Here is a 20,643-nt window from a genome sequence, read left to right as displayed (position 1 = left end):
GGGGGACTTGAGAGACGTTCTGATTGCGTTCGGGGATGGGGCGGGGAGGTAGACGAAACAGTGGCTGACGGCCAACCCGTCTGGAATGCCTCGAGTGCTTCGTGATGCGTCCTTGCCTACCTATCGACGATGAATCTTCCATTCTCCACGAGGTCGAGGTTCTTCCCCGCTCTGGAACAAGCGCTTTCGCGGTTGGGCGATGACCTCCCCCCGGACGTCCGCGTCTTTCTCGGTCCGAGAGGATACGAGCGCGACGTCCACGTCACGGTACGACGCGACGATCCTCGCACCTTTGAAACGGATTGGGAGAGCCGGCAGCCGAGTCGCTTTTCGGCGCGCATCCGTGCGGCGGCGACGGTGTTGCAGCGGCGCGGATACGATGGGACGTTTCGCATTAGTCACCGAGATGGAGTGCTGGTCATCCAGCCGATTCGCGTCTCCGCAAGGTGATGAACTGCTGCCCCTGACCGTGGGAGACTCCGCTATTCCTAATTCGAGCGCGCCGGCAACGTCCGCGGAATCCAGATGCGCCCTTCCTTCAAGTCCTGTGCATCGCGTGCCGTGGGGAGCGAAATCAGTTCATCGACTCTGGCCGCCATTTCGATTGCGGAGAGCAGGGCATCGAAAGCGTCATCGGACGTCGCGGCTCGCACCCGAAAGTCGGCCGCCAGATCGGGGACGCGTTTCGACAGGTAAGCAGCGCGCGCCTCGGGTGAGCTCTTGGTGATCTGTCCTGTGAGGATGCGCGGATAGATCTCGATGACCAGCGGCAATCGCGGTGGATCGAATGGCCAAATGGCGAAGCCGGCTTGGCGGAGGCGTCGCAGTTCTGGCATGCCACGCAGCGAGCCGGTTCCGACAGTCCCAGCCCCTGCGATCTGGAAGATCGACTTCGGTCTCACGCCGCTCACCGACGGTACTTCCAGGTCCGCGCGGCGAAAGTGCTCCGGGAGCGATGGTCTTGTAGTTCCGGGTCTCCCCCAGAACGGGGGCTGGCACCGGTTCAGCCAGTCCTCTGCTTCCCGAGCGGCGAGTTCCCAGAGTTCGGGTGCGCTCGACAGCTGCTTCGACTCGAGGAACCACTGGGGGAGTGAAAATGCGAAGTCGAGGCCGACGATCACTTCAGGATCGCGGCGTGCGACATCAATCAGGTGCGCGATCAGGCGTTCTCGATTCCGTCCGCGCTCGAGCGCGGTGACGTGACCGTTGTTCACCTCGGCCAAGTAGATCGTGCGCTCCGAACCGGCGATCGAACCGGACCAGTCGATGGCGATGATTCTAGGCGCTTCGCTCATTCGTACGTCGGCCGTTGGTGAGGCTCGCGTGCGGGAAACGTATATCGTAGCCAGTGGCGTGGTGACCGATGCCGTGCTTGTCTCGATCCCGTAAGCGGAGAGCGGCCGCATGATGGCGGCCTCCTCAGCCACCCCGCGTAGAAGACGAAGACCCCTTCATCCACCAGATCCGGCATCGTCGTCCCCTCGATCGGCGGCGCCTACTGACTGAGTCCCGCCCTCTTCAACTCCGCAGCAATCTCCTTCGTGGCCGCTTGTATGAACTGACCATCCGATGCGAACGCCCCTACTCCGGAGACGTTGATCTCACCACGCCAGGCAAGCCTACCCGTCGCCCGATCAAAGATTCCGAGCTGCGCAGACGCTGCTCGCGAGTATGAGTACTCTGCCTCAGTCCGCGTCCGAGCAGAGAGACCCGTAGTACTCTGAGACGAGAGAATTCCACCGGAGCGATACAGATTCACCGTCCCCATCGTCGATACGGAAGCTTGAGCCGTCGTAGAACTCGTGGATCCGAGGTATCTCACGCTCTCCTCGTCGCTCGTAAGCAGTATGACAAGGACTCCGTCGACCCCTCGCAGTGTGAGTAGATCCTTCGCTTCCTCCATCGAATAGCTTCGGGTAGGAGGCAGTGCCTCCTTTCCGACGGTGCACGGAGCCGGCGCCAAGCGTTGACACGTTGCCCGTTCGACAGCTACCGCGTTCTCGAGTGTCATCCCGCCCGCGATCACCGCCAGGCGAGAGAATCGAGTGAAGGCAAACGACGGGTCGCGGAAGCCTACGACTGTGGCTATCGCGCAGCCGACGGCGGCAATTGAGACGAGCGCGAGCAGTGTCGATCGGATTCGCATAGTCGAACGTGGCTCCGAGAGAAGATTGAACTCACGATGAGGGAAGCGCATCTACGGTTCACGCAGCTGACGTTCAGAGCCTTTCGCGAGGAGATTCCGCGCGAGCATCATGTCCCGAGCCGCTGAGCCTCCGTGCGACGACGGATCGCCTCGTGATGCCCGGCATGCCATGCGAAGAATCGCTCAGATGCAGGAGTCCACGCTGTGCAGACTCTTCCCACCAGCTTGGAGACGTGCTCTGTGAGAGATTGCGTCAGGGCGCCGCTGGCCGCCGACTGTACCTTCCCGTCCTGCTGCACGTAGACGATCCCTCGCTCGAAGAGGGCGTCGCATCCCAGGACGCACACTCCCATCACGTTGTCGTCGACGCGCTTCTTCTCGGCCGCGGAGCAGCGACTCCGCGGCTTGATGTGGGCCGCCACAAGAAGTTCGACGGGAAGCGCGCGACCGCAAATGGCACAGTGGGCCTCTGACTTCCCTGCGAACTTGAGTTGCCGCAGCAACTTCTGCTCTCGGCGGACCGTGCGCGTTGCCGTTGCGTCCAGTTCGGCATTCTTGTCGAGGAACCGAGCGACACTGACCTCGGAGGGCCGCGCCACTCCCGCTGCCGCAGAATGAGCCGCACCGGGCTTGGACGTCTGTTACTTGCTCTTACCTCGAACGCGCCTCTCCGGCGACATCTTGTCATCTGCCCTTCGGAGGTGACTTTCGACCATCGCAGCAAGCTCGAACATGCTGACGACCCGCTTCCCTCCAAAGATCTTCGCGAGCCGCGCGTCGGCGTTGATGTTTCGCTTGTACCGTTGATCCTGCAGTCCGTGTCGATCGATGTACTCCCAGATCGCCTTCGCGATCTGCGTACGCGACTTAGGCGCGTCGCCGACGATGCGTGCCAAGTCATTCGACGGCATCATCATCTCAGCTGTCACGCGAGTCTTCCGCTTTCGCGCCGTCATCGCCTCCTCCTCTCTCCGTTTCGTGAATCTCGACTTCATCTGACAAAGCATCAGAGTCTGAGAACATCAGCTTGTGGCGTGTCCAGGAAATACCTCCTTCAACCGTTCCACCGTCTTCCGCCACTTCGGCGTCGTCGGTTTGCAGACCGAGTTCTGGTTCCCGAACATCCCGATCTCCTGGATCGCGCCATCGAGCGGCACCGTCTGGAGCCAGCGCACCGGCACGAAGTATTCGCACTTCTCGGGATCGTCCATGAACTGCCGATGATAGTTGCCGCGCGTCGCGACCTCGAACACCGGCCGATCCTTGCCGTCAACGACCCTCGTGAATGCACTCGCTGGCGTGGAGTACCCGGTCACGCGCGCTACGCCGACAAAGCCCGTTGCCGGTACCTTGACCCATACGCGGTCGCCAGGCGAAAGGAGCTTCAGCGTGTTCGAGTACCAACTTCCACCCCCGGCGCAGATGAAGCTGAAGTCGACGGCATCCTCCCACGAACGCTCGGCCCCGCGGCCAAATGAACAGTAGTACTCGCCGTTCCACGGCTCCTTCGAATCCTCTGGCGACGTCGACGCATTGACCTGTGTCTTGGCTGGCTCGATGAGCCATGTGCGGCTTAGAAACTGCTCGCTCCCAGCCGCAAACACCTGGAAGCACAAGACGTTGAGCGGCACTTCGCGATCACTGAGATAATTGACGATCCGCTCGGTGCTCGCGTCGAGGGCGGAGGCCACGACGACGATGAGGTGTGAGTCATTCAGCGAGGCCTCGTCGAGCGCTTGGCCGAAGCGAGCCTGGAAATCGTCGGTGAGTCGACGCCCCGGGGCGAATCGCCCATAAATCGCCGCGATGTCCTCCGGCTGCAGGCGCTCGACCCACGTGGCATAATCGAGCGCCTGCGCGACGACCTCGCGCGGTGTGCGATCGCGCTTGAGCTCGATCAGGACCAGCACGCCATCCGGCGCGATCGCCAGCAGGTCGATGCGCCCGCCGTAGCCGGTGTCTTCCTGCCGGCCGATGAGCATCCATTCCTCCGACAGGAGGCTGGGCTGCGCGACAATCATGTCTTCCAGCAGCCTCTCGCTCGGCAACTTCGACTCGACGAGCGGAGACGGAGAAGCTGCAACCTTCCAGAGTTCAGTCTTGATCGGCATGCATGTGTTCTCGTGTCAGCTCGGTAGAGTCCCGATGTGATGGAGGAGTCCGGAAAGAAACTGTCCTCCCGCTCGCTCGAGATCGCCGGAGAGATCGAAGTGATGTGCGAAGACGTTGACAGAGCCGCTATTCCCCTGCCATGTCCCGTTCAGGGGCGTTGGGTAGATCAACCCCGCGCTGCGAGCGCCCGTCGCTTGCGCATAGAAGGCCACCTGCGCGACATCGCCCGCAGCCGGTACCCCGGCGTCCTTGTACTTCGTGTCCAGCACGCAAATCGGGCGCCCCACGTTGTCTGTGATGACAACATCCATGCTGAAGACCACGGCATCCGGATCGCCGACACGGAACTTCTCCTGCCGCAGCACGCGCAGCGGTAGTACGTCGCGCTCGATGCGGAATCTGAGCCACCGCTCCACGAACCGTTCGAACAGGGAGGGCATGTGGAGCAGGAAAGGGAGGCTCGTGCGATCTCCTTCCCGTGCCAACGGGGAACGCTCGTCCAGAAACAATCGCGCCAGCGCGTGCACGCGACGGTAGCGCGCCGTGAGTCGATCATACCGCAGCTGGTCGACATCCTCCACGCTCACTACAGTCGGCGTCACCCGCCCGACGAACTGGCGCAGTCCCTTGCGCAGATGCGCCCGCGTCATCGATGTGCAGTATCCCCCTCGCAACGCCGCATGCAGAGCGGCGCTGACGATCCGGTTCTCGATCGTGTCGGCCGTGCGCTCGTTGAACGCGCACGTCACCCGTGGATCCGCCCGCGGCGTCCGCAGGTGGTTGAGGAGCAGCCGGCCACGGATCGACGAGCGCAACTCCTGATGGGGTCGATACACGTGGTGCAGGCCGTGATGCACGAGCGAGAGCGCCGCGTCGGCCAGTAGCCTCGCCAGTTGGTCGTAGAGCTCCTCGATCGTCTCGCATGTGACCAGCCCGTCTAGCACCTCGATGGGGAGTTCATGCGCGACCTGCAGCATGCGCGCGAGGTTGGCAACGGGGACCTTGGGCTCGGCGATGACGGTCAGGTCGTCGTCGACGCGCAGCAGACCAACCCACCCCTGCGACGTCAGGATCCATCGATCGGCCGTGCGCGGCGTCGGAAACTCAATGTCGATGCGCCTGCCGAGCTTACTAAGGATGGTCTCCCCGTGGGCGTGCGTGAGCGCGTCGCGGTGGAAGGTGGTGCCGCGATGCTCGACGATTCGGAGGCGCTGCGAGGGCATTGGGAAGCTTCTACGCTATCAGCTCCGGCGTCGCGCGGGACTTCACCGCGCTCCATCGGAACTTCGCGATCTCGTCGGCACGATCGAAGAAGAGCTCCTCGATATAAGGCTCGATCTCCGACTCCCAGATCATCGGCAGTTCCTCCGCCAGCCCATCCCGCAGAAAGTAGGAGATGCCGACCGCATAGTGCGGATCCGCAATGGCCGCGTTGAGCTCACTCAGTACCGCGCAGAGTTTGGAAACGTCGAGCGAGGTGTTGACGTGATAGCGCTCGAGGATCTCGTGATTAGGCAGGAGATGGAGAAAAGCGAATCGCCGACGCAGGGCGTGATCGACCAGCGCGATCGACCGATCGGCGGTGTTCATCGTCCCGATGATCCGCACGTTCGGCGGGATGCGCAGTCGCGCTCCGCCAGCCAACGGCACCTCGCGATCGCGATACTCCAGCAGGTACATCAGCTCCCCGAAGACCTGCGCGAGGTTGGCGCGGTTGATCTCGTCGATGATGAGGACCGACGGCCCACTTGCCCGCGCCGCGCGCTCGCAGAACTCCATGAAGCGACCCGGGATCATACGGTAGCTGAGCGCCCCGTTCGCGTTGGTCTCCGGACGCAGCCCCTGGATGAAGTCTTCGTACGCGTAGGCGGGGTGGAATTGCACCAGTTCCGCGGCACCGTCGCCGCCCGATACCAGGTGTCGGCACAGTCGCTCGGCGACGTACGTCTTCCCGGTCCCCGGCGGGCCGTAGATGATCGCCTGCCCCTTGCGATTGATCGCTCGGACCCACGATCCGAGAAGCGCCTCATCCATAAGCGTTTCCCGCGCGAGGTCCTGCAGCGAATAGCGGGGTTGCCGTGCGGCACCCGTGCTCGCGCCCTGACCCGGCAACGGCTCGGCGATCCTTCCACCGGGAGCGGGCGGAGCAGCGTACTCCGGATCGGGCACCTCGTACTTGAGCTGTCGCAGCATCGTCAACACTCCCGGCGAGTGCGCAGTCCGGAACGGGGCGAACTGGGTTCGCGTCGTCACGCGCCGGAGATGCTCCTCCATCGCGGGTCCAAGTTGGCCCACCGCCGGATCCAGCTCATCGTACGGGAGCAGGTAGCACACGGCGTGGTCCATGTACTTGAACTCCCAGTGCTCAGCGTCGGACAGCGCCTGAATAGTCTCCAGCGGCATCTCGTCCTGCGCGACAGTCATCGCGAGCCCTTGCTTCCTCAGGTCTACCGCGATGAGACCTCCGACGTTCAACCGAACGAGATCTGACTTGAGGGTGATGGACCAGGACTGGGGGCCGAGTTCGTGTGCAAAGCGAATCGCTTGGGCCAGTGTGCCCAGCGCCGCTGCACGCGGCGCCGAATCGGGGCACAAGGTCTCGACGACGCGACGCGCGGCATCGGCAGACGTTCGATCGACGCCCTTTCCCTGCTCATCGGCGTCGTCCTCGCGCACGGCGACGAACCAATGGGCCATCATGTCGAACGCTTCGAGCGCAGACACGCCGGCCTGCTGCGCGGTCCCGAACAGTCCGTCATGTCGCGCCACAAGCTCGTGAATGGCGGCGTTGGTGTCGGGATAGTTCTTCAGAGCCGAGGTGTAGTCCTTTCCTGTCACTTCCTTGAGGAGGCGACATACCTTGGTGTTCACGATCGAGAAGTCGTCTGGGCGAAGGGCGCTCAGGATGGGCGTCATCATCCCGCATTGCAGCGCCTTGCCGAGGGGCGACGCGGAGAATTGGCGACAGGCATCGGCCAACTCGCTCGGCTGGTCGACCACACGTCGAATGAACGTCAGGATGTGAGCGGCGCGCGCCGGCCACTCGCTCTTGGTTGCCCACCCTGCTCCCTCGTACCAGGACTTGATGTCCTTGTTGATCGCCGGGGCGACGTGGATCCAGGAACCATCCTCCCGGTGGCGCGCCGAGTCGATGTGGGGGAGGAGGCGTGCGAGGACGAGATCGGTGACCTCCTCGCGGCGGTCGGCGCGCGCCGTGATGTCCCCGAGGTTGGCCCGCGCGCTCTGCCGACCGCTCGCGTACGCCTGACGGTGCTTGCTGCCATCGGCGGTCAGCAGATAGTCGGTCCGAAATTCCTCGAAGAGTTGTTGCAGGCGAGCATCGAAATCCACGAGGGCTGTGCCTCCCGTCAGTTGAGTGTACGTCTCTGGACTTGCGCGCTGGCCCACGTTCGAGCGATTGGACTCGAGAGCGACTGGACGCGCTTGAGTCGCACCAGAAGCCGCAAGATTGGGCTGGGCGAGCCCCCGCGCCGTTTGAGTATCCGAGGCGGCACGTGACTCGATGGGCACGCGATGGCCGGTCGAAAGGCGAAGGCCCGAGGCGGGCGCCCCTCACTCGACACGCGGTGGTGACGTCGGTCTTCGTGGCTACACGGGTCCCCTCCCCATTCCTCCCATCACGGCAACAGAAAACTCGCGCGCCAGTCTGACAGCATCGAGCGTGGTGACCTCACGGCTGAGGTCGAGAAGCTGCAACCGGGATCACCAAGATGCCAGATCGAGTACCAGGCATCCGCTCGGGCATCGCTGTCGCGTCCCCGCAACACTCTTACAGCGTCACCACCGTGTCATACATTGTCGTTTCTACAGGCAGCCCCATCCGCCCCGATGACCTCCCTGCTGGAGCGGGGAGGAGATCAGAGCTGGTCAGAAGTTCCCGCACAATCGCCGATTGGCGGCCTTCAGACCCTAGGGGTTGGAGCCTGCTACAGCAGGAGACACTTGCCCGCACTGATCGCTCAGTAGTCGTAGATCCTTCGACATCGTGGCCCGAGGGGTGGGGACTTCCCATGATCGTGATCGAGTATCGGTGTGTGCGCTGCGGAGCGACGTGGTCCTCTTCGGGAGTTCGTGCCCGCTCCCGATATTGCCGTCAATGCCGGAAAGGCCTCATCGAAGGAGATCGGACTCTTGTCCGCGCTGAGTTGGAGGCCAGACTCGCAGCGCTGGAACCTAGGCTCGCTGATATGAAGAGTGCAGTCGCTGCATGCGAGGATGCGGTCAACTCGCGAGAGCGCGCGTCCGTAGGATGGGTCCACTCAGTTCTGCTTGCGCTGCACGTTGTGAATCCTGTGGTGGCCGTCGACGAGCGACGTGCGCTGGAGGTCGCCAAGTTGAGATACGTACAACAGCGTCGTCGTATCGCAACCATCAAACATCTGCTCAGCGAACACATTCCGGAGGCGCAAGCGCGCTTCCGAACCAAGGTTCGCGCCACGAGTGCGCAGAAACGAGCTGCAGCCAGGGCCTTCTCACGCACCCGAACCGGACAGCTTTCCGTGACCGCAGTTGCGCGGGATGGCTATCTCCTAAGCGAAGGCGACTACAGACGCGGGAATCCAGTCGACAACTACGTCCGGCGTGAATGGAGCTCAAGCATCATCGGGCACTTTGGCGGAACCTGCGTCGTGTGCGGAGCGTCGCGCACGCTGTGTCTGGATCACTGGTGGCGGGCCAAGAACGCTGGCGGCAACCTAGTAATGCTCGACGCAGAGGAACTAGTCGTGCGCGGCAATGTTCTCCTGCTCTGCTCTTCCTGTAACTCCGCCAAGCGCGACCGGGCTGTCGATCACTTCCTGACACCGGAGGCAAGCGCAAAGTTGACTGAACTGGAAGGCGAACTCACCAAGGCGATGCGTTCCGATCGGCGCCTGTGTCGCATCCTGTCGCGCTGGTATCGAGTGGTTGTCGCACCATCGGAACCCTGCCATCCGCTCGTGCCGCTGGTGCGGACGGTGATGTGAGGACCAGTGACTTCTAAGAGACCGACGGAGGGGAATGCATAGGGGGCGCGGCGTCGGCCGGCCGCTCACGACGCGAGAGCATGCACGAACCAGGGGCGGGTGCCCTGAGGGCTGTGTAACCGCTGCTCGTTCTGATCTACCCCCCGTTTGAGGAACGAGGATCACGGGTCAGTCGAAGATTCCGCGCGCCATAGTTCTGGTCGCTGTCACCGCGCGGGCTTATCGTTTACGGCTCTGAGCGCCGGCGTCTGATCACCCCATTCATCACGACGCGGGACGCTCATGGAACGGGAGGTGCGGGCCAGAAACGTACGATTCCATAGTATCGTGTTGTGAGCGACTCGGACCGCCTCGAACGTCCCAAGCGGCCTCGGAGGACAGCCGACCCATTCCGTGTCGTAAGTCTATGGTGTCCATACACTTCTGCCCGCCGCAGCGAGCGACAGTGAGAATGGTTGATTCACCTTCCTCATACGACTGAGAACTTGCCGGACGTGACCGAGATCGACCTCGACCGACTGCTGAAGATCCGCCTCGTCGTCGCCCGTTTCGGCGAAATGGACCTCGCGAGATGGTGGAATACCAAAGGGCAACTTGGAAAGCTCGGAGCCGTCGCGCTGCGTCGCGGCTTCCCCCGCACCCATCGGTTCGCCCAGGCCCGGTCGGTCTTCGCCGTCGCCGCGCATCGATGCGCCGAGCTGTTTGACCCTCCCGGCTGCGTCAACTTGTGGCGCCTTCCGGAGGCGACCGAGGAGGAGTTTGACTCCCGCTGGGAGCGGTGGCTCGACAACGCCGGCGAGTGGGATCCTTTCTTCGCACAGCTCGAAACGCTGCCGGGAGATGATCTTCTTGGCGCACTCCAGTCGCGAGAGCTCGTGAGCGCCGAAGATCTTGAGCGCTTCACCAGGCTTCGTCGCTCCGCGGAGGGGCGCGCCGTACCCTTGCCAGGGACATACGCCGGAACGAATGCGGATATCGCACTGCTCGCGCTGGGTTTTGCACGCGGGGAGCCTGGACATCCGGCCGTTCCGTACCTGCGGCGGAGCGATGCATGAGCGCAGCGTCGCGCGCCGACGTGGCGTCATCGTTCACGATCATCAAGGGAGCGATGATCGAGGAGACCTACTCTGTATTCGCGGCGTGGGACTTCGTTCGCTCCAAGCGTGAGAACCTTGACCTGCTGCGCGCTACGAACTTCATCGGCGCTCGTAGCTCCACCTGGTTGCGCGACGTGGCGAAAGTCCTGAATCGTCGATTCGACCCTGAGGGTCGCGACCGGTCGCTCGTCATTCTCGCTCAGCGTGGGTGTGATATAGGTGAATGGAAGCCGCTGCTCCTCTGGCACATGTCACGCGACGAATTTCTACTGCGTGATTTTCTCCAGAGCTGGCTGTTTCAAGCGCATGAGAGCGGAGTATTTCGCGTGCGCCAAGATGATGTCGAGCGATATCTCTCGGACATAAATGCGCGTGGCGCTATCACCGAGCACGATTGGGCGGAAGAGACAACGAAAAGAGTTGCTTCTGGCCTGCTCAAGCTCGCAGCCGACTTTGGACTTCTCCGCGGCAGCGTAGTAAAGGAATTCAGCTCGTATCACCTCCCCGAGCAGAGCTTCATCTACCTGCTGCACGCAATGAAGGACGAATACTACAACCCGGGAAGAGTTGTCTCGTCACCTGACTGGCGGTTGTTCATGATGCGTCCATCCGACGTCGAGCAGGAGTTGCTGCACCTGCATCAATACCGAAAGGTGGAGTACCACGTCGCTGGAAGTCTGGTCCATCTCTCTCTCCCGTGTGCGAGCGCGCTGGAATACGCGGAGCAGATGGTCGCATGAGTGAGCTCGAGTATCGACTCAGGGACATTCTCGAGCCCGTGCTGGAGCTTCCCGATCCTCGCCAGCGCATCAGTGCTTATCACGACATGCCCTATGCGCTCTTCCGATACGATCCGGAGGACGAGTTCGAGTTGCGACGGCAGGTGTCGCTACTGGAAACGCGTCTCTCGCAGAAGGGCAAGCGGGTCTGGCGGATTTCGCTCGCGGAATGCCTCGACGAGGCGATGCGTTCGCAGCGGGCACTCGAAGACTGGTATCAGGCCGAGCGCGAGCAGGGCGTCCACTCGATTGTCGAAACAGTGCACTCGGTGCTCTCAGAGTACGCGCCGCTCGTAGACCTGGTGTCCGAACGGATGCCACCGAGTCCGGATCCGCTGCGCGACATCGTCTTCATTGTGCGAACCGGTGCGCTGTTCCCGATGTACCGGACGTTTTCGCTGCTGGAACAATTGAAGGGGCGCGTGTTCGTTCCCACCGTTCTCTTCTATCCCGGTGACCTGGATGGAGCGGCCGGGCTTCGCTTCATGGGCGTCCTGGACGCTGAGCACAACTACCGTCCGAAGATCTTCTGAGCCGATAGAAAATGACCACTCCGGAACGAATCAAGACACTCTTCGCCGGCGATATCTACCGACGCATCGAAGAGGTCATCAAAGTCGACCAGAGCGACGCGGAGATCATTCGCGACGAGATCAGGGAGTACGTCGTCACAGACGCCATCAGCAAGCACTACGTCGACGTTTTCGAGCGATACGCCGAGACCCCGAATAAGCCTCACGAAGGGATCGCGGTTTGGGTCTCGGGATTCTTCGGTTCTGGTAAGTCGAGCTTCGCGAAGATGCTCGGACTCTCGATCGAGAACAGGTCAGTCGGCGGTAAGAAGGCTGCCACACTGTTCGCTGATCGCACTGGTTCTCAGCAGCTGCAAGTCCTCCTACGAAGCATCAACGAGAAGATCCCGACTCACGCGGTGATCTTCGACGTTTCGACGGATCGCGGCATTCGCAGCGGCAACCAGTCGCTGACCGAGATTATGTACGGGCTCTTCCTACAGAGCCTCGGCTATGCGAAAGACCTCGATCTCTCGGAGCTCGAGATCGGTCTCGAAGACAAGAAGGAGCTCGAACGCTTCGAGAAGGAGTACAAGCGCATCTTCAAAAAGGATTGGGCCGCAGAGAAGGGCAAAGTCGCGTTCGCACTCTCGGAAGCGAGCCGCGTGCTCCATAGCCTCGACCCCGACACGTACCCGATGGCCGATTCATGGGTGAAGGCCGTCAAGAACAAGGCGGACATATCCCCAGGCAAGCTCGCAGAGCGCGCGAGTGAGCTGATGAAGCGCCGCAAGCCCGGACACTCGCTGATGTTCGTGGTCGACGAAGTGGGCCAGTTCGTTGCGCGCGACGTCCAGAAGATGCTCGACCTGCAGGCCGTCGTGCAGCAGCTCGGCGTAAAGGGGCGCGGCAAGCACTGGGTCGTCGTCACTTCGCAGGAGAAGCTTGGCGAGCTGGTCTCCGGCCTCGACGACAAGAAGATCGAGCTCGCGCGCCTGATGGATCGCTTCCCGCTGCAGGTCCACCTCGAGCCGAGTGACATTTCCGAGGTCACCAGCCGCCGCGTGCTTTCGAAGAACGCCGCGGCGCAGGCCGCGCTCGGGAAGCTTTTCGACGAGCACCGTGGCCGCCTCACCCAGCACACGCGCCTCGCCGCCGACATCAAGCTCCCGGAGCTGTCACGCGAGGCGTTCATCGACCTGTACCCGCTACTGCCCTACCAGATCGACCTGATCATCCAGGTCGTCTCGGGTCTGCGTACGCAGGGCGGCGCGAGCAAGCACGTCGGCGGTGCGAACCGCACCATCATCAAGCTGGCACAACAGCTCCTGATCAACCCAGCCGTGAACCTCGCCGACGCGGAGCTCGGCGACCTTGTGCGTCTCGACCAAGTCTACGATCTCATCGAGGGGAATATCGGTTCCGAGGTGCGCGCGAAGATCTCCGCCCTGTCGAAGGTCGTGGAGCACCCACTCGCCCAGCCGGTCGCGAAGGTTACCTGCCTGCTGCAGTACGTGAAAAGCGTGCACCGCAGCGCCGAGAACATCGCGGCGGCCCTTCACGGCAGCGTCGGCGGAGATTCGCAGCTCGCCTCGGTGAAGGAGGCCCTGCGAGCGCTCGAAGATGCGCATCAGGTTCGCCATGGCGACGACGGCTATCGCATCCCCACGCCCGCCGAGGACGACTGGGAGCGCCTTCGCAATGGAATCAGTCCGAAGCCAGGTGACTCTCACCGACTCTACCAGGAGATGCTATCGGGGTTCTGGCAACCGCAGCCGTCGCACAGCCTCGTGGACACGAAGACCTTCAAGGCGGGCCTAGCGATCCACGGTCGCGAGATCACCGCGGGCGACATGATGTTCCAGGTCTACCTCGCCGAGGACGGGAAGGACTTTGACACGATGGCCGCCGAGCTGCGCACGCGCAGCCAGCAGGGAAAAAAGCATGTCTTCTGGTGCATCGCGCTGGACGATTCCATCGACCGCGAGACGGTGGAGCTTTTCCGCTCGAAGGAGATGCTCGCGCGCAAGGAGCGCGAGACCAAGGGCGACGACACGCCTGCCCTGATCGCCGAGGAGCGGGTTCGCCTGCGTCGCCACAGCGAGGAACTTCGGCGCCGACTGCGCGCTGCATGCCTCTCGGGCCGCATCTACTTTCGCGGCAACGACCGCAGTCCCAACAACCGCGCTGTCGACGTGGGCAAGACCGCAGCTGAGGTGCTCGGACAGGTACTGCCCGAGGTCTTTGACCGCTTTAAGGAGGCTTCAGCGAAGGCGGCGGACGTGAAGAAGGGAATCGACGCCCTTTTCACCGCAGAGAACCTTCAGGGCCTGCCCAGCGTGTTCAGCAGCATCGGCCTCCTGCGCGACGAGAAAGGCAAGACCGTCTTTCGCACGGAGAGCGGGCCACTGAAGGAAGTGCTCGACCGCATCGAGGAGCGTGCCAACTACGGCGACACCGCGAGCGGCCGATACCTCACTGAGGAGTTTGCGAAGGAGCCGTTCGGCTGGGACTTCGAGGTCGTGCGCCTGCTCGTCCTCTCGCTGCTGCGCGCCGGCAGGATCGAGGCGATCAGCAAGGGCCAGACGATCGACTCGGTCACCGGCGTCGAGGCGCGCGACACCTTCTCGAACAACAACTTGTTCCGGCAGGCGGCCTTCCGCCCGAAGAAGGGGATCGAGTTCGAGGAGCTGGTGAAGGCCTCCGAGGCCTTCCGCGACACCTTCGGCACCGAGGTGAAGGAGCTGAACGCCGGTGCCATCGTCACCGAGCTCCGCAGGGAGGTCGCACGCAACGAGGACACCGTCGCGTCCGCGCTCGCGACGCTCACCGCGCACCGTCTGCCGGGCGGCACGGTGCTCGACGGGGCCATCGGCCAGATGAAGGCGATCCTCCGGGGCTCCGAGGACAACGCGATCGCGACTTTCAATACGAGCCATCGGGGCATCAAGGACGCCATCAAGCGGGCCGTGGAGCTCGAGCAAGTGCTCAGCGAGCCGCGCCTTCACGACCTCGAGCGCGCGCGCAAGGCGCAGGGCGTGCTCTGGAGCTTCCTGAGCCAGGAGTCGGACGTCACCGACGAGCTGCGCACGCGCGCCGCGTCGCTCGAAGACCTTCTCGCGCGCGAGACGTTCTTCAAGGAGCTGCCGTCCATCGAGCAGAACACCAAGGCCATCGAGACCGAGTACGCGCGCCGCGAGGACGAGGCGCTCGATGCCCGCGTCGCCGTGTACACCAAGGCGTTCGACAAGCTCATCAAGACGCCGGGCTGGTCCGAGATCGACGAGGACCAGCAGCGTCGCCTCGCCGAGCCCTTCGAGCGAGGGATGAAGTGTGGCGCGGAACATGTGCCGATCCCGCAGCTGCGCGCGGACCGCGACGCCTGCGAGGGGCGCCTGCGCGCGGCCGTGGCCGCGCTACGGCACATCATCGACGGCGAGCGCGTCGTCACCGTGAGCGTCGGCAGCTACTTCGCCGGGGGCATCGAGACCGAGGAGCAGCTCGAGGCCGCGCTCGACGGCGTGCGCGAAGAGTGCGCGCGCCTCATCGGCGCCGGAAAGAAGGTCATCGTTCAATAGGGGCGCCCGCGAGATGGACAAGGACACACGCAACGCCATTGAACGCGCCACTCAAGAGGCGCGGCGGCTCCTCGAACAGGAGTTCAGGGAGCAGCTTGAGGGCCGCTATGACATCTTCGTCGATGGACGGATCCCGCTCGCCCCCGGTGCGCACCTGTCTCTTCGCGACCGCGTGCTGTGGGACAAGCTGGTGGCCGCCGTGGCTCACAAGCGCTCGCAGGGCATCACCTCCGCGACCGCTGTCGCAACCTTCTTGCGCGATGCTGCCTTCACCACGTTCAACCGCTTCGTGGCACTCAAGATGCTCGAGGCCCGGAGGCTCGTGCAGGAGTGTATCACCAGAGGCGATAAGTCGGCGGGCTACCGTGAGTTTTGCGGTATGGCGCCAGGTCTTCTGCTCCTGCCCGATAGCGCCGGCTACCGGCTCTACATCGAGTCGCTGTTCGACGAGCTGTCAACCGAGGTGAAGGTTCTCTTCGACCGTCGCGATCCATCGAGCATGCTCTGGCCCAAGCGCGCGACCTTCGAGAAGCTCCTCGAGATTCTGAACGCCACCGAGCTCGCGCGGGTGTGGGGCGAGGACGAGACCATTGGCTGGGTCTACCAGTTCTTCAACGGCCAAGACGAGCGTCGCCAGATGCGGGCCGAGAGCCAAGCCCCACGCAACAGCCGGGAGCTCGCCGTCCGCAACCAGTTCTTCACCCCGCGCTACGTCGTCCAGTTCCTGACCGACAACTCGCTCGGCCGGACGTGGTGTGAGATGCGTGGAGCCGACTCGCAGCTCGCCCACCTCGAATATCTCGTGAAGCCCGAAGAGGGCTTCGAGGAGCGCCCCGCCAAAGACCCTCGCGATCTGCGCGTACTGGACCCCGCGTGTGGCTCCGGCCACTTCCTGCTCTACGCTTTCGACCTGCTCGCCGGCGATCCCACGCATAGCTTCTTCGGCATCTACGAGGAGGCTTGGCGTGCCGAGGCCACGCCGAAATCTGAGGTCACCGGCCGGACACTCAAAGAGGACTACGACTCCGAGCTGGCCCTGCGCCGCGCCGTCCCCGAGCTGATCCTCAAGTACAACCTCCACGGCGTCGACATCGACCCGCGCGCGGCGCAGATCGCTGGTCTCGCGCTCTGGATGCGGGCGCAGCGCGCATACAACGACCACCAGGTCGCGGCCCAAGACCGCCCGCTGATCGAGCGCACGAACGTCGTCACCGCTGAGCCGATGCCGGGGGACCGAAGCATGGTGGTGGAGTTCGCCTCGTCGCTTCGGCCGCAGGTGCTTGGCGCGCTATTCCAGCGGATGGTCGAGGAGATGCGCCTTGCCGGGGAGGTCGGCTCGCTGCTCAAGCTCGACCAGGCACTCCAGAGCGCGGTGGCGAAAGCGCGGGAGCAGTTTCTTCGCGAACAACGAGAGCCGCAGAGGATCCTGCCCGGACTCGATCTCCCACGGAACCCCCAGCTCGAGTTCGACCTCTCCGGCGTCTCTGATGAGTCCTTCTTCGACTCGGCCGAGGAGCGCATCGTCCAGGCCCTGCAAGAGTACGCCGCCGGTGCGCCGGCGTCGATGAGCGTCCGCCGCCAGCTCTTCGCCGACGATGCCGCGCAGGGCATCGCGTTCATCGACCTCTGCCGCAAGCGCTTCGATGTGGTGCTCATGAACCCGCCCTTCGGCGCGGCCAGCCTAGCGGCGAAGAAGGAGTTCGAGTCCGCCTATCCGCGGACAAGGAACGACGTCTACGCGGCCTTCGTGGAGCGCGGCATCGAGCTCCTGCACCCTACGGGCTACCTGGGAGCGGTCACGTCTCGCACCGGGTTCTTTCTTTCGAGCTTCCAGAAGTGGCGTGAGGAGATTCTGCTGAAGGAGGCACCGCCCATCGTCTTCGCCGACCTCGGCCAAGGCGTTCTCGACAGCGCGATGGTCGAGGTCGCGGCCTACTGCCTGCGCAAGGAGGCCGCTGCATGAGCACCGATTGGAGAGATGCTGCGGAGAGGCATTACGACGACGGCTTCCATCTTGAGGGCTGCGCGAGGTTCGCCAACGCCGACCATCTGTTTGGCGTCTCGACCGAGTGCGCCCTAAAGGCCGTGATGCTCGGCATTGGTCACCCTCTGGCGAAGAACGGCGACTGGCCGGATGGCCACAAAACGCACATCGATGTTCTTTGGTCGGGCTTCCAATCGTTCGCGAGCGGTCTGTTCGAGGCGAAATACGCCGCCTACCTGTCTCCAACGAACCCGTTCGGGACATGGAATGTCAACCAACGATACTGGGGCCGACATCACTTCTCGAGAGCGTCTGTCGCCCCCCACATGGCGGCTGCGACGGACTGCAACCAGCTGTTGAAGCAACTGATTCTTGACGGGGTGCTCTGATGATGTTCAACGACGCCCTCTCCAAAGCCGCGGAGATCGCGCTTCAGCACCTCGGCGATCCTGCTCGAGCAGTGGTCCTGGTTCGCGACCTCTACGGCAAGTTCCGCGTGGTCCTGCCCGACGATCGGGCCGACGTTGCCGATACTCTTGCGGCCGAGTTGTCCGATGCGCTCGGAGTCTACGGGTACGCGCCCACGTCGACGTTCCTTGGGGAGTCCGACATCGGAACGGCGGCAAGATCCGCACGTGTGATTCTCGAGGTAGAGGGCGGTGCTCAGGCGGTCCTCGTAGACCGCCTGCTGACAGGGACCGATTGGGGTGCGTCTCCGCCCGTTGAGTCAGGTGGACGGAAGCGATTCACGCTCTTCTCCATGAAGGGAGGGGTAGGCCGATCGACGACCGCAACGGCGCTCGCCTGGCACCTCGCCAAGAAGGGCAGGCGGGTGATGGTTCTCGATCTCGACCTCGAATCGCCCGGAGTCGGGACGACGCTCTTGGGCAAGAGCTTGCCTCGATTCGGCGTCGTCGACTGGTTCGTGGAGGACGCGGTCGGACAAGGCCCCCTCGTGTTGCCGCACATGGTTGCCGAGAGCGAGCTTGGAGTCGCGACGAACGGCAAAGTGCTCGTCGTCCCCTGCTTCGGAACGGACACCGGCTTCCGCGGTGCGAGCACTCATCCTGATGACCAAGGCGACTACCTTCCCAAGCTGGGGCGCGCCTACCTCGAGCGCGGTCCGACGGGGCATGAGTTCTGGCCGCACCGGCTGCTAAGGTTGGTTCGGGATCTCGAAGAGCAAGAGAAGCCCGACATCGTCTTGCTCGACAGCCGAACCGGCCTTCATGACACGAGCGCCGCGCTTATCCTTGCGATGGGCGCCGACACTTTGATGTTCGCGGTGGACACGCGCCAGACCTGGGCGGCTTATCGCTTCCTGTTTGAGCACTGGCGTTCTCATCCAGGCGTCCGCGATTTCCGCGACAGGCTTTGGGTGATCGGGTCGATGGTCCCGAGGAAAGATGGTGAGGCATACGTAGAGGGCCTCCGCGACGGTGCCTACAAGCTGTTCTGGGAGACCCTCTACGATCAGCCGCCGGAGGCCTCGGAAGACCTCAGGGATCCTGTTTCCGTGTTCAACTTCCAGCCGACGGACGAATCGGCAAACCACTACCCTCGCGAGGTGCTCTTCGATGAAGGGCTCGTGGCGTTCGACCCGCTCAGCGCGCTCCAGGAAGGCCCGATCGGCGCAGCCTATGGGAAGCTCTTCGACTGGTTCGACCGAACCTTCCTGTCGGAGGAAGCGCCATGAGCACACGCATGCGCACGGGGGAACTCCGCGAGCTGATTCGCGACGCCCTTCCGGCCGAGAGCGCCGAATACGGCGCCCCTCCGCCCAGGCACCAGTTCTTCGTGCCGAAGTCTCACGCGCGCGCGCTCCACATCAACATCCCGGTGGTGCTCGGCGACCGTGGCATGGGCAAGAGCTACTGGTGGGCTGCGCTTCAGTCCCGAGAGCACCGCGGGCTCCTTGCCCGCGCGGCGCCCGATGTTCGAATCCGCGAGGAGACTCTCGTCTTCCCGGGCTTCGGGAAGACGCCTGACCTGAAGCAGTACCCAACCAAGGACGTGTTCGCCCGCCTCTTGGGCGCCGGGCAGAAGTCGCGCCTCGTCTGGAAGGCGGTTGTTGTTTGGAGCGCGTCGCGCTATGCAGCCGAGCATGGTCTCGGCCGGAATGCGGACAATGGCGCGGGCCAGGGAGACCGGACGGGCTCTGGTGGTGGAGGCGACGTCGGCACGGGACTCTGGGACGGATCGGGCGTCGATGGGCGGCAGGTTCCGCCGGTGGACCTCCTACTACCGGCTGTCGACTCTTGGGAGGAGCGCGTCGCCTGGGCGGTGGACCAGCCCGAGGCCGTCGATCGGCTGCTGCAGCAGTTCGACGAGGCCCTGCACGCCATCGAGCGCGACAGCATCTGGGTCTTCGACGCCATCGACGACGCAGCGGATGACGCCGCCACCTTCTACAGCCTGGTGGAAGGCCTCTGTCAACTCGCGCTCGAGCTCCGCTCGTTTCGCCACCTGCGCGCCAAGGTCTTCCTGCGCACGGATCAGTTCGCGGACCGACGCGTCGGTCGCTTCCCCGACGCGTCGAAACTGCGGGCCTCGACGGCGTCGCTGCGCTGGTTGACGACCGAGCTGTACGGCCTGCTCTGGCAGCTCCTCGGCAACCACCCGTTGCGGGGCGCAGAGTACCGCCAGGACCTGTACACGACGCTCTTCGAGCACAAGCTCAAGGGCCGCGGCCTCGGCAGGGACGAGAAGCAGGAGATCCTCAGGCTCTCGGGAGCCGTCAACTGGGCGCCTCCGCCCGAGTCACAGTTCGAGCCGGCCATGCAGGAGCGGCTCTTCCACCGGCTCACCGGTCCTTTCATGGGCGAGAGCGCCCGCAAGGGATTTCCGTATCGGTGGCTGCCTACGCACTTGGCGGATGCCCACGGTGACATCAGCCCGCGCAGCTTCCTTTCCGCTCTGACCACGGCAGTGTCGCACACGGCTGACCATGACGCGGATCACGACTTCGCGGTCCACTTCCGCAGCCTCCACGCCGGTGTACACGAGGCGTCCCGTATTCGGGTTGGCGAGATCGCCGAGCATCCCTGGGTGCAGCCGCTGATGGCGGCGCTCGTCGGGCACGTGGCAGTGCCCTTTGAGTTCCCCGACGCGGAGGCGCGGTGGCACGAGACAGACGCGCTCTCGGATGCGGATGTCGTCGCGGCCGAGGTCGACTCGGCCGACAGCGCGCGGAAGCGCCTCGCGGAACTTGGCGTCTGGCGGGAGATGAAGACCGGGCGCCTCGACGTGCCGGACATCTATCGACTTGGCTTCAAGCTGGCGCGCCGGGGCGGGGTTCCGCTCAAGCGCGACGGGGAGGTGCGGTGATGAAGACGATCTTCTTTAGGGTTATTGACGCGCCGGTAGACTCCAAAGGCGAACTACTGAAAGCTCTCATCGGGAGCCGCGAGCCGAACTTACACGGTGTTCGTCGCGTTTTTCGCGTGGACA

At 63.6% G+C, this 20,643-nt stretch carries 14 protein-coding genes and 1 pseudogene (1 of these 15 only partly in view); 9 read left to right on the top strand and 6 right to left on the bottom strand.

Annotated features, from left to right (window positions below; translation table 11 throughout):
* Positions 1–11, top strand: a pseudogene (locus ABS52_01620) (hypothetical protein) (it extends 727 nt beyond the left edge of the window).
* A gap of 477 nt (positions 12–488) precedes the next feature.
* On the opposite strand, the gene ABS52_01615 reads toward ABS52_01620, so the two are convergent.
* The 6 genes from ABS52_01615 to ABS52_01590 all read right to left on the bottom strand — a co-directional run bounded on the left by ABS52_01615 (position 489) and on the right by ABS52_01590 (position 7,609).
* The gene (locus tag ABS52_01615; GenBank protein ODT04878.1) at positions 489–1,295 is read right to left on the bottom strand and encodes a hypothetical protein; all 807 of its coding nucleotides are present in this window, start codon (positions 1,293–1,295) and stop codon (positions 489–491) included.
* A gap of 958 nt (positions 1,296–2,253) precedes the next feature.
* Positions 2,254–2,568: a hypothetical protein gene (locus ABS52_01610; GenBank protein ID ODT04877.1), complete on the bottom strand. Its 315-nt coding sequence runs from the start codon at positions 2,566–2,568 to the stop codon at positions 2,254–2,256.
* 219 nt (positions 2,569–2,787) lie between these two features.
* Positions 2,788–3,102 carry a hypothetical protein gene (locus ABS52_01605; protein ID ODT04876.1) on the bottom strand — a complete coding sequence of 105 codons (315 nt, stop codon included), beginning with the start codon at positions 3,100–3,102 and terminating at the stop codon, positions 2,788–2,790.
* Between the two features lie 66 nt (positions 3,103–3,168).
* Positions 3,169–4,257, bottom strand: coding sequence for a nuclease (locus tag ABS52_01600; GenBank protein ID ODT04875.1), 1,089 nt, complete (start codon positions 4,255–4,257; stop codon positions 3,169–3,171).
* A gap of 15 nt (positions 4,258–4,272) precedes the next feature.
* Positions 4,273–5,481: a hypothetical protein gene (locus tag ABS52_01595; GenBank protein ID ODT04874.1), complete on the bottom strand. Its 1,209-nt coding sequence runs from the start codon at positions 5,479–5,481 to the stop codon at positions 4,273–4,275.
* Positions 5,482–5,491: 10 nt separating this feature from the next.
* A complete protein-coding gene (locus tag ABS52_01590; GenBank protein ID ODT04873.1) occupies positions 5,492–7,609 on the bottom strand; it encodes a hypothetical protein in 2,118 nt (705 codons plus the stop codon).
* Between the two features lie 2,128 nt (positions 7,610–9,737).
* Here ABS52_01590 and ABS52_01585 point away from each other — a divergent pair.
* Genes ABS52_01585 through ABS52_01550 form a run of 8 tightly spaced genes read left to right on the top strand, consistent with a single transcriptional unit; the run spans position 9,738 to position 20,520 of the window.
* Positions 9,738–10,298, top strand: a complete 561-nt coding sequence (locus ABS52_01585; GenBank protein ID ODT04872.1) for a hypothetical protein — start codon at positions 9,738–9,740, stop codon at positions 10,296–10,298.
* The gene (locus tag ABS52_01580) at positions 10,295–11,080 is read left to right on the top strand and encodes a hypothetical protein (protein ODT04871.1); all 786 of its coding nucleotides are present in this window, start codon (positions 10,295–10,297) and stop codon (positions 11,078–11,080) included. Before ABS52_01585 ends, ABS52_01580 begins: the two co-directional genes overlap by 4 nt.
* Positions 11,077–11,652, top strand: a complete 576-nt coding sequence (locus ABS52_01575) for a hypothetical protein (protein ODT04870.1) — start codon at positions 11,077–11,079, stop codon at positions 11,650–11,652. Before ABS52_01580 ends, ABS52_01575 begins: the two co-directional genes overlap by 4 nt.
* Positions 11,653–11,663: 11 nt before the next feature.
* Entirely contained in the window at positions 11,664–15,209 is a 3,546-nt protein-coding gene (locus tag ABS52_01570) for a hypothetical protein (GenBank protein ODT04869.1), read from the top strand.
* Positions 15,210–15,222: 13 nt separating this feature from the next.
* Positions 15,223–17,172 (top strand): hypothetical protein, encoded by a 1,950-nt coding sequence (locus ABS52_01565; GenBank protein ID ODT04868.1) that lies wholly within the window; start codon positions 15,223–15,225, stop codon positions 17,170–17,172.
* Entirely contained in the window at positions 17,169–17,582 is a 414-nt protein-coding gene (locus tag ABS52_01560; protein ID ODT04867.1) for a hypothetical protein, read from the top strand. The genes ABS52_01565 and ABS52_01560 overlap by 4 nt, the downstream gene beginning before the upstream one ends.
* Complete coding sequence (locus ABS52_01555; GenBank protein ODT04866.1) at positions 17,582–18,889, top strand: hypothetical protein; 1,308 nt, start codon at positions 17,582–17,584, stop codon at positions 18,887–18,889. Before ABS52_01560 ends, ABS52_01555 begins: the two co-directional genes overlap by 1 nt.
* Positions 18,886–20,520 (top strand): hypothetical protein, encoded by a 1,635-nt coding sequence (locus ABS52_01550; protein ID ODT04865.1) that lies wholly within the window; start codon positions 18,886–18,888, stop codon positions 20,518–20,520. The genes ABS52_01555 and ABS52_01550 overlap by 4 nt, the downstream gene beginning before the upstream one ends.
* Positions 20,521–20,643 lie beyond the last annotated feature (123 nt).

The organism is Gemmatimonadetes bacterium SCN 70-22 (genome assembly GCA_001724275.1).
GTDB lineage: Bacteria > Gemmatimonadota > Gemmatimonadetes > Gemmatimonadales > Gemmatimonadaceae > SCN-70-22.
This window is presented reverse-complemented; position numbering and strand designations above follow the sequence as displayed.

Excerpts from the sequence above, each read along its gene's own strand:
- ABS52_01615 (ODT04878.1), bottom strand. The coding sequence starts at position 1,295 with ATGAGCGAAGCGCCTAGAATCATCGCCATCGACTGGTCCGGTTCGATC.
- ABS52_01605 (ODT04876.1), bottom strand. The coding sequence starts at position 3,102 with ATGACGGCGCGAAAGCGGAAGACTCGCGTGACAGCTGAGATGATGATG.
- ABS52_01600 (ODT04875.1), bottom strand. The coding sequence starts at position 4,257 with ATGCCGATCAAGACTGAACTCTGGAAGGTTGCAGCTTCTCCGTCTCCG.
- ABS52_01595 (ODT04874.1), bottom strand. The coding sequence starts at position 5,481 with ATGCCCTCGCAGCGCCTCCGAATCGTCGAGCATCGCGGCACCACCTTC.
- ABS52_01580 (ODT04871.1), top strand. The coding sequence starts at position 10,295 with ATGAGCGCAGCGTCGCGCGCCGACGTGGCGTCATCGTTCACGATCATC.
- ABS52_01575 (ODT04870.1), top strand. The coding sequence starts at position 11,077 with ATGAGTGAGCTCGAGTATCGACTCAGGGACATTCTCGAGCCCGTGCTG.
- ABS52_01570 (ODT04869.1), top strand. The coding sequence starts at position 11,664 with ATGACCACTCCGGAACGAATCAAGACACTCTTCGCCGGCGATATCTAC.
- ABS52_01565 (ODT04868.1), top strand. The coding sequence starts at position 15,223 with ATGGACAAGGACACACGCAACGCCATTGAACGCGCCACTCAAGAGGCG.
- ABS52_01560 (ODT04867.1), top strand. The coding sequence starts at position 17,169 with ATGAGCACCGATTGGAGAGATGCTGCGGAGAGGCATTACGACGACGGC.
- ABS52_01555 (ODT04866.1), top strand. The coding sequence starts at position 17,582 with ATGATGTTCAACGACGCCCTCTCCAAAGCCGCGGAGATCGCGCTTCAG.
- ABS52_01550 (ODT04865.1), top strand. The coding sequence starts at position 18,886 with ATGAGCACACGCATGCGCACGGGGGAACTCCGCGAGCTGATTCGCGAC.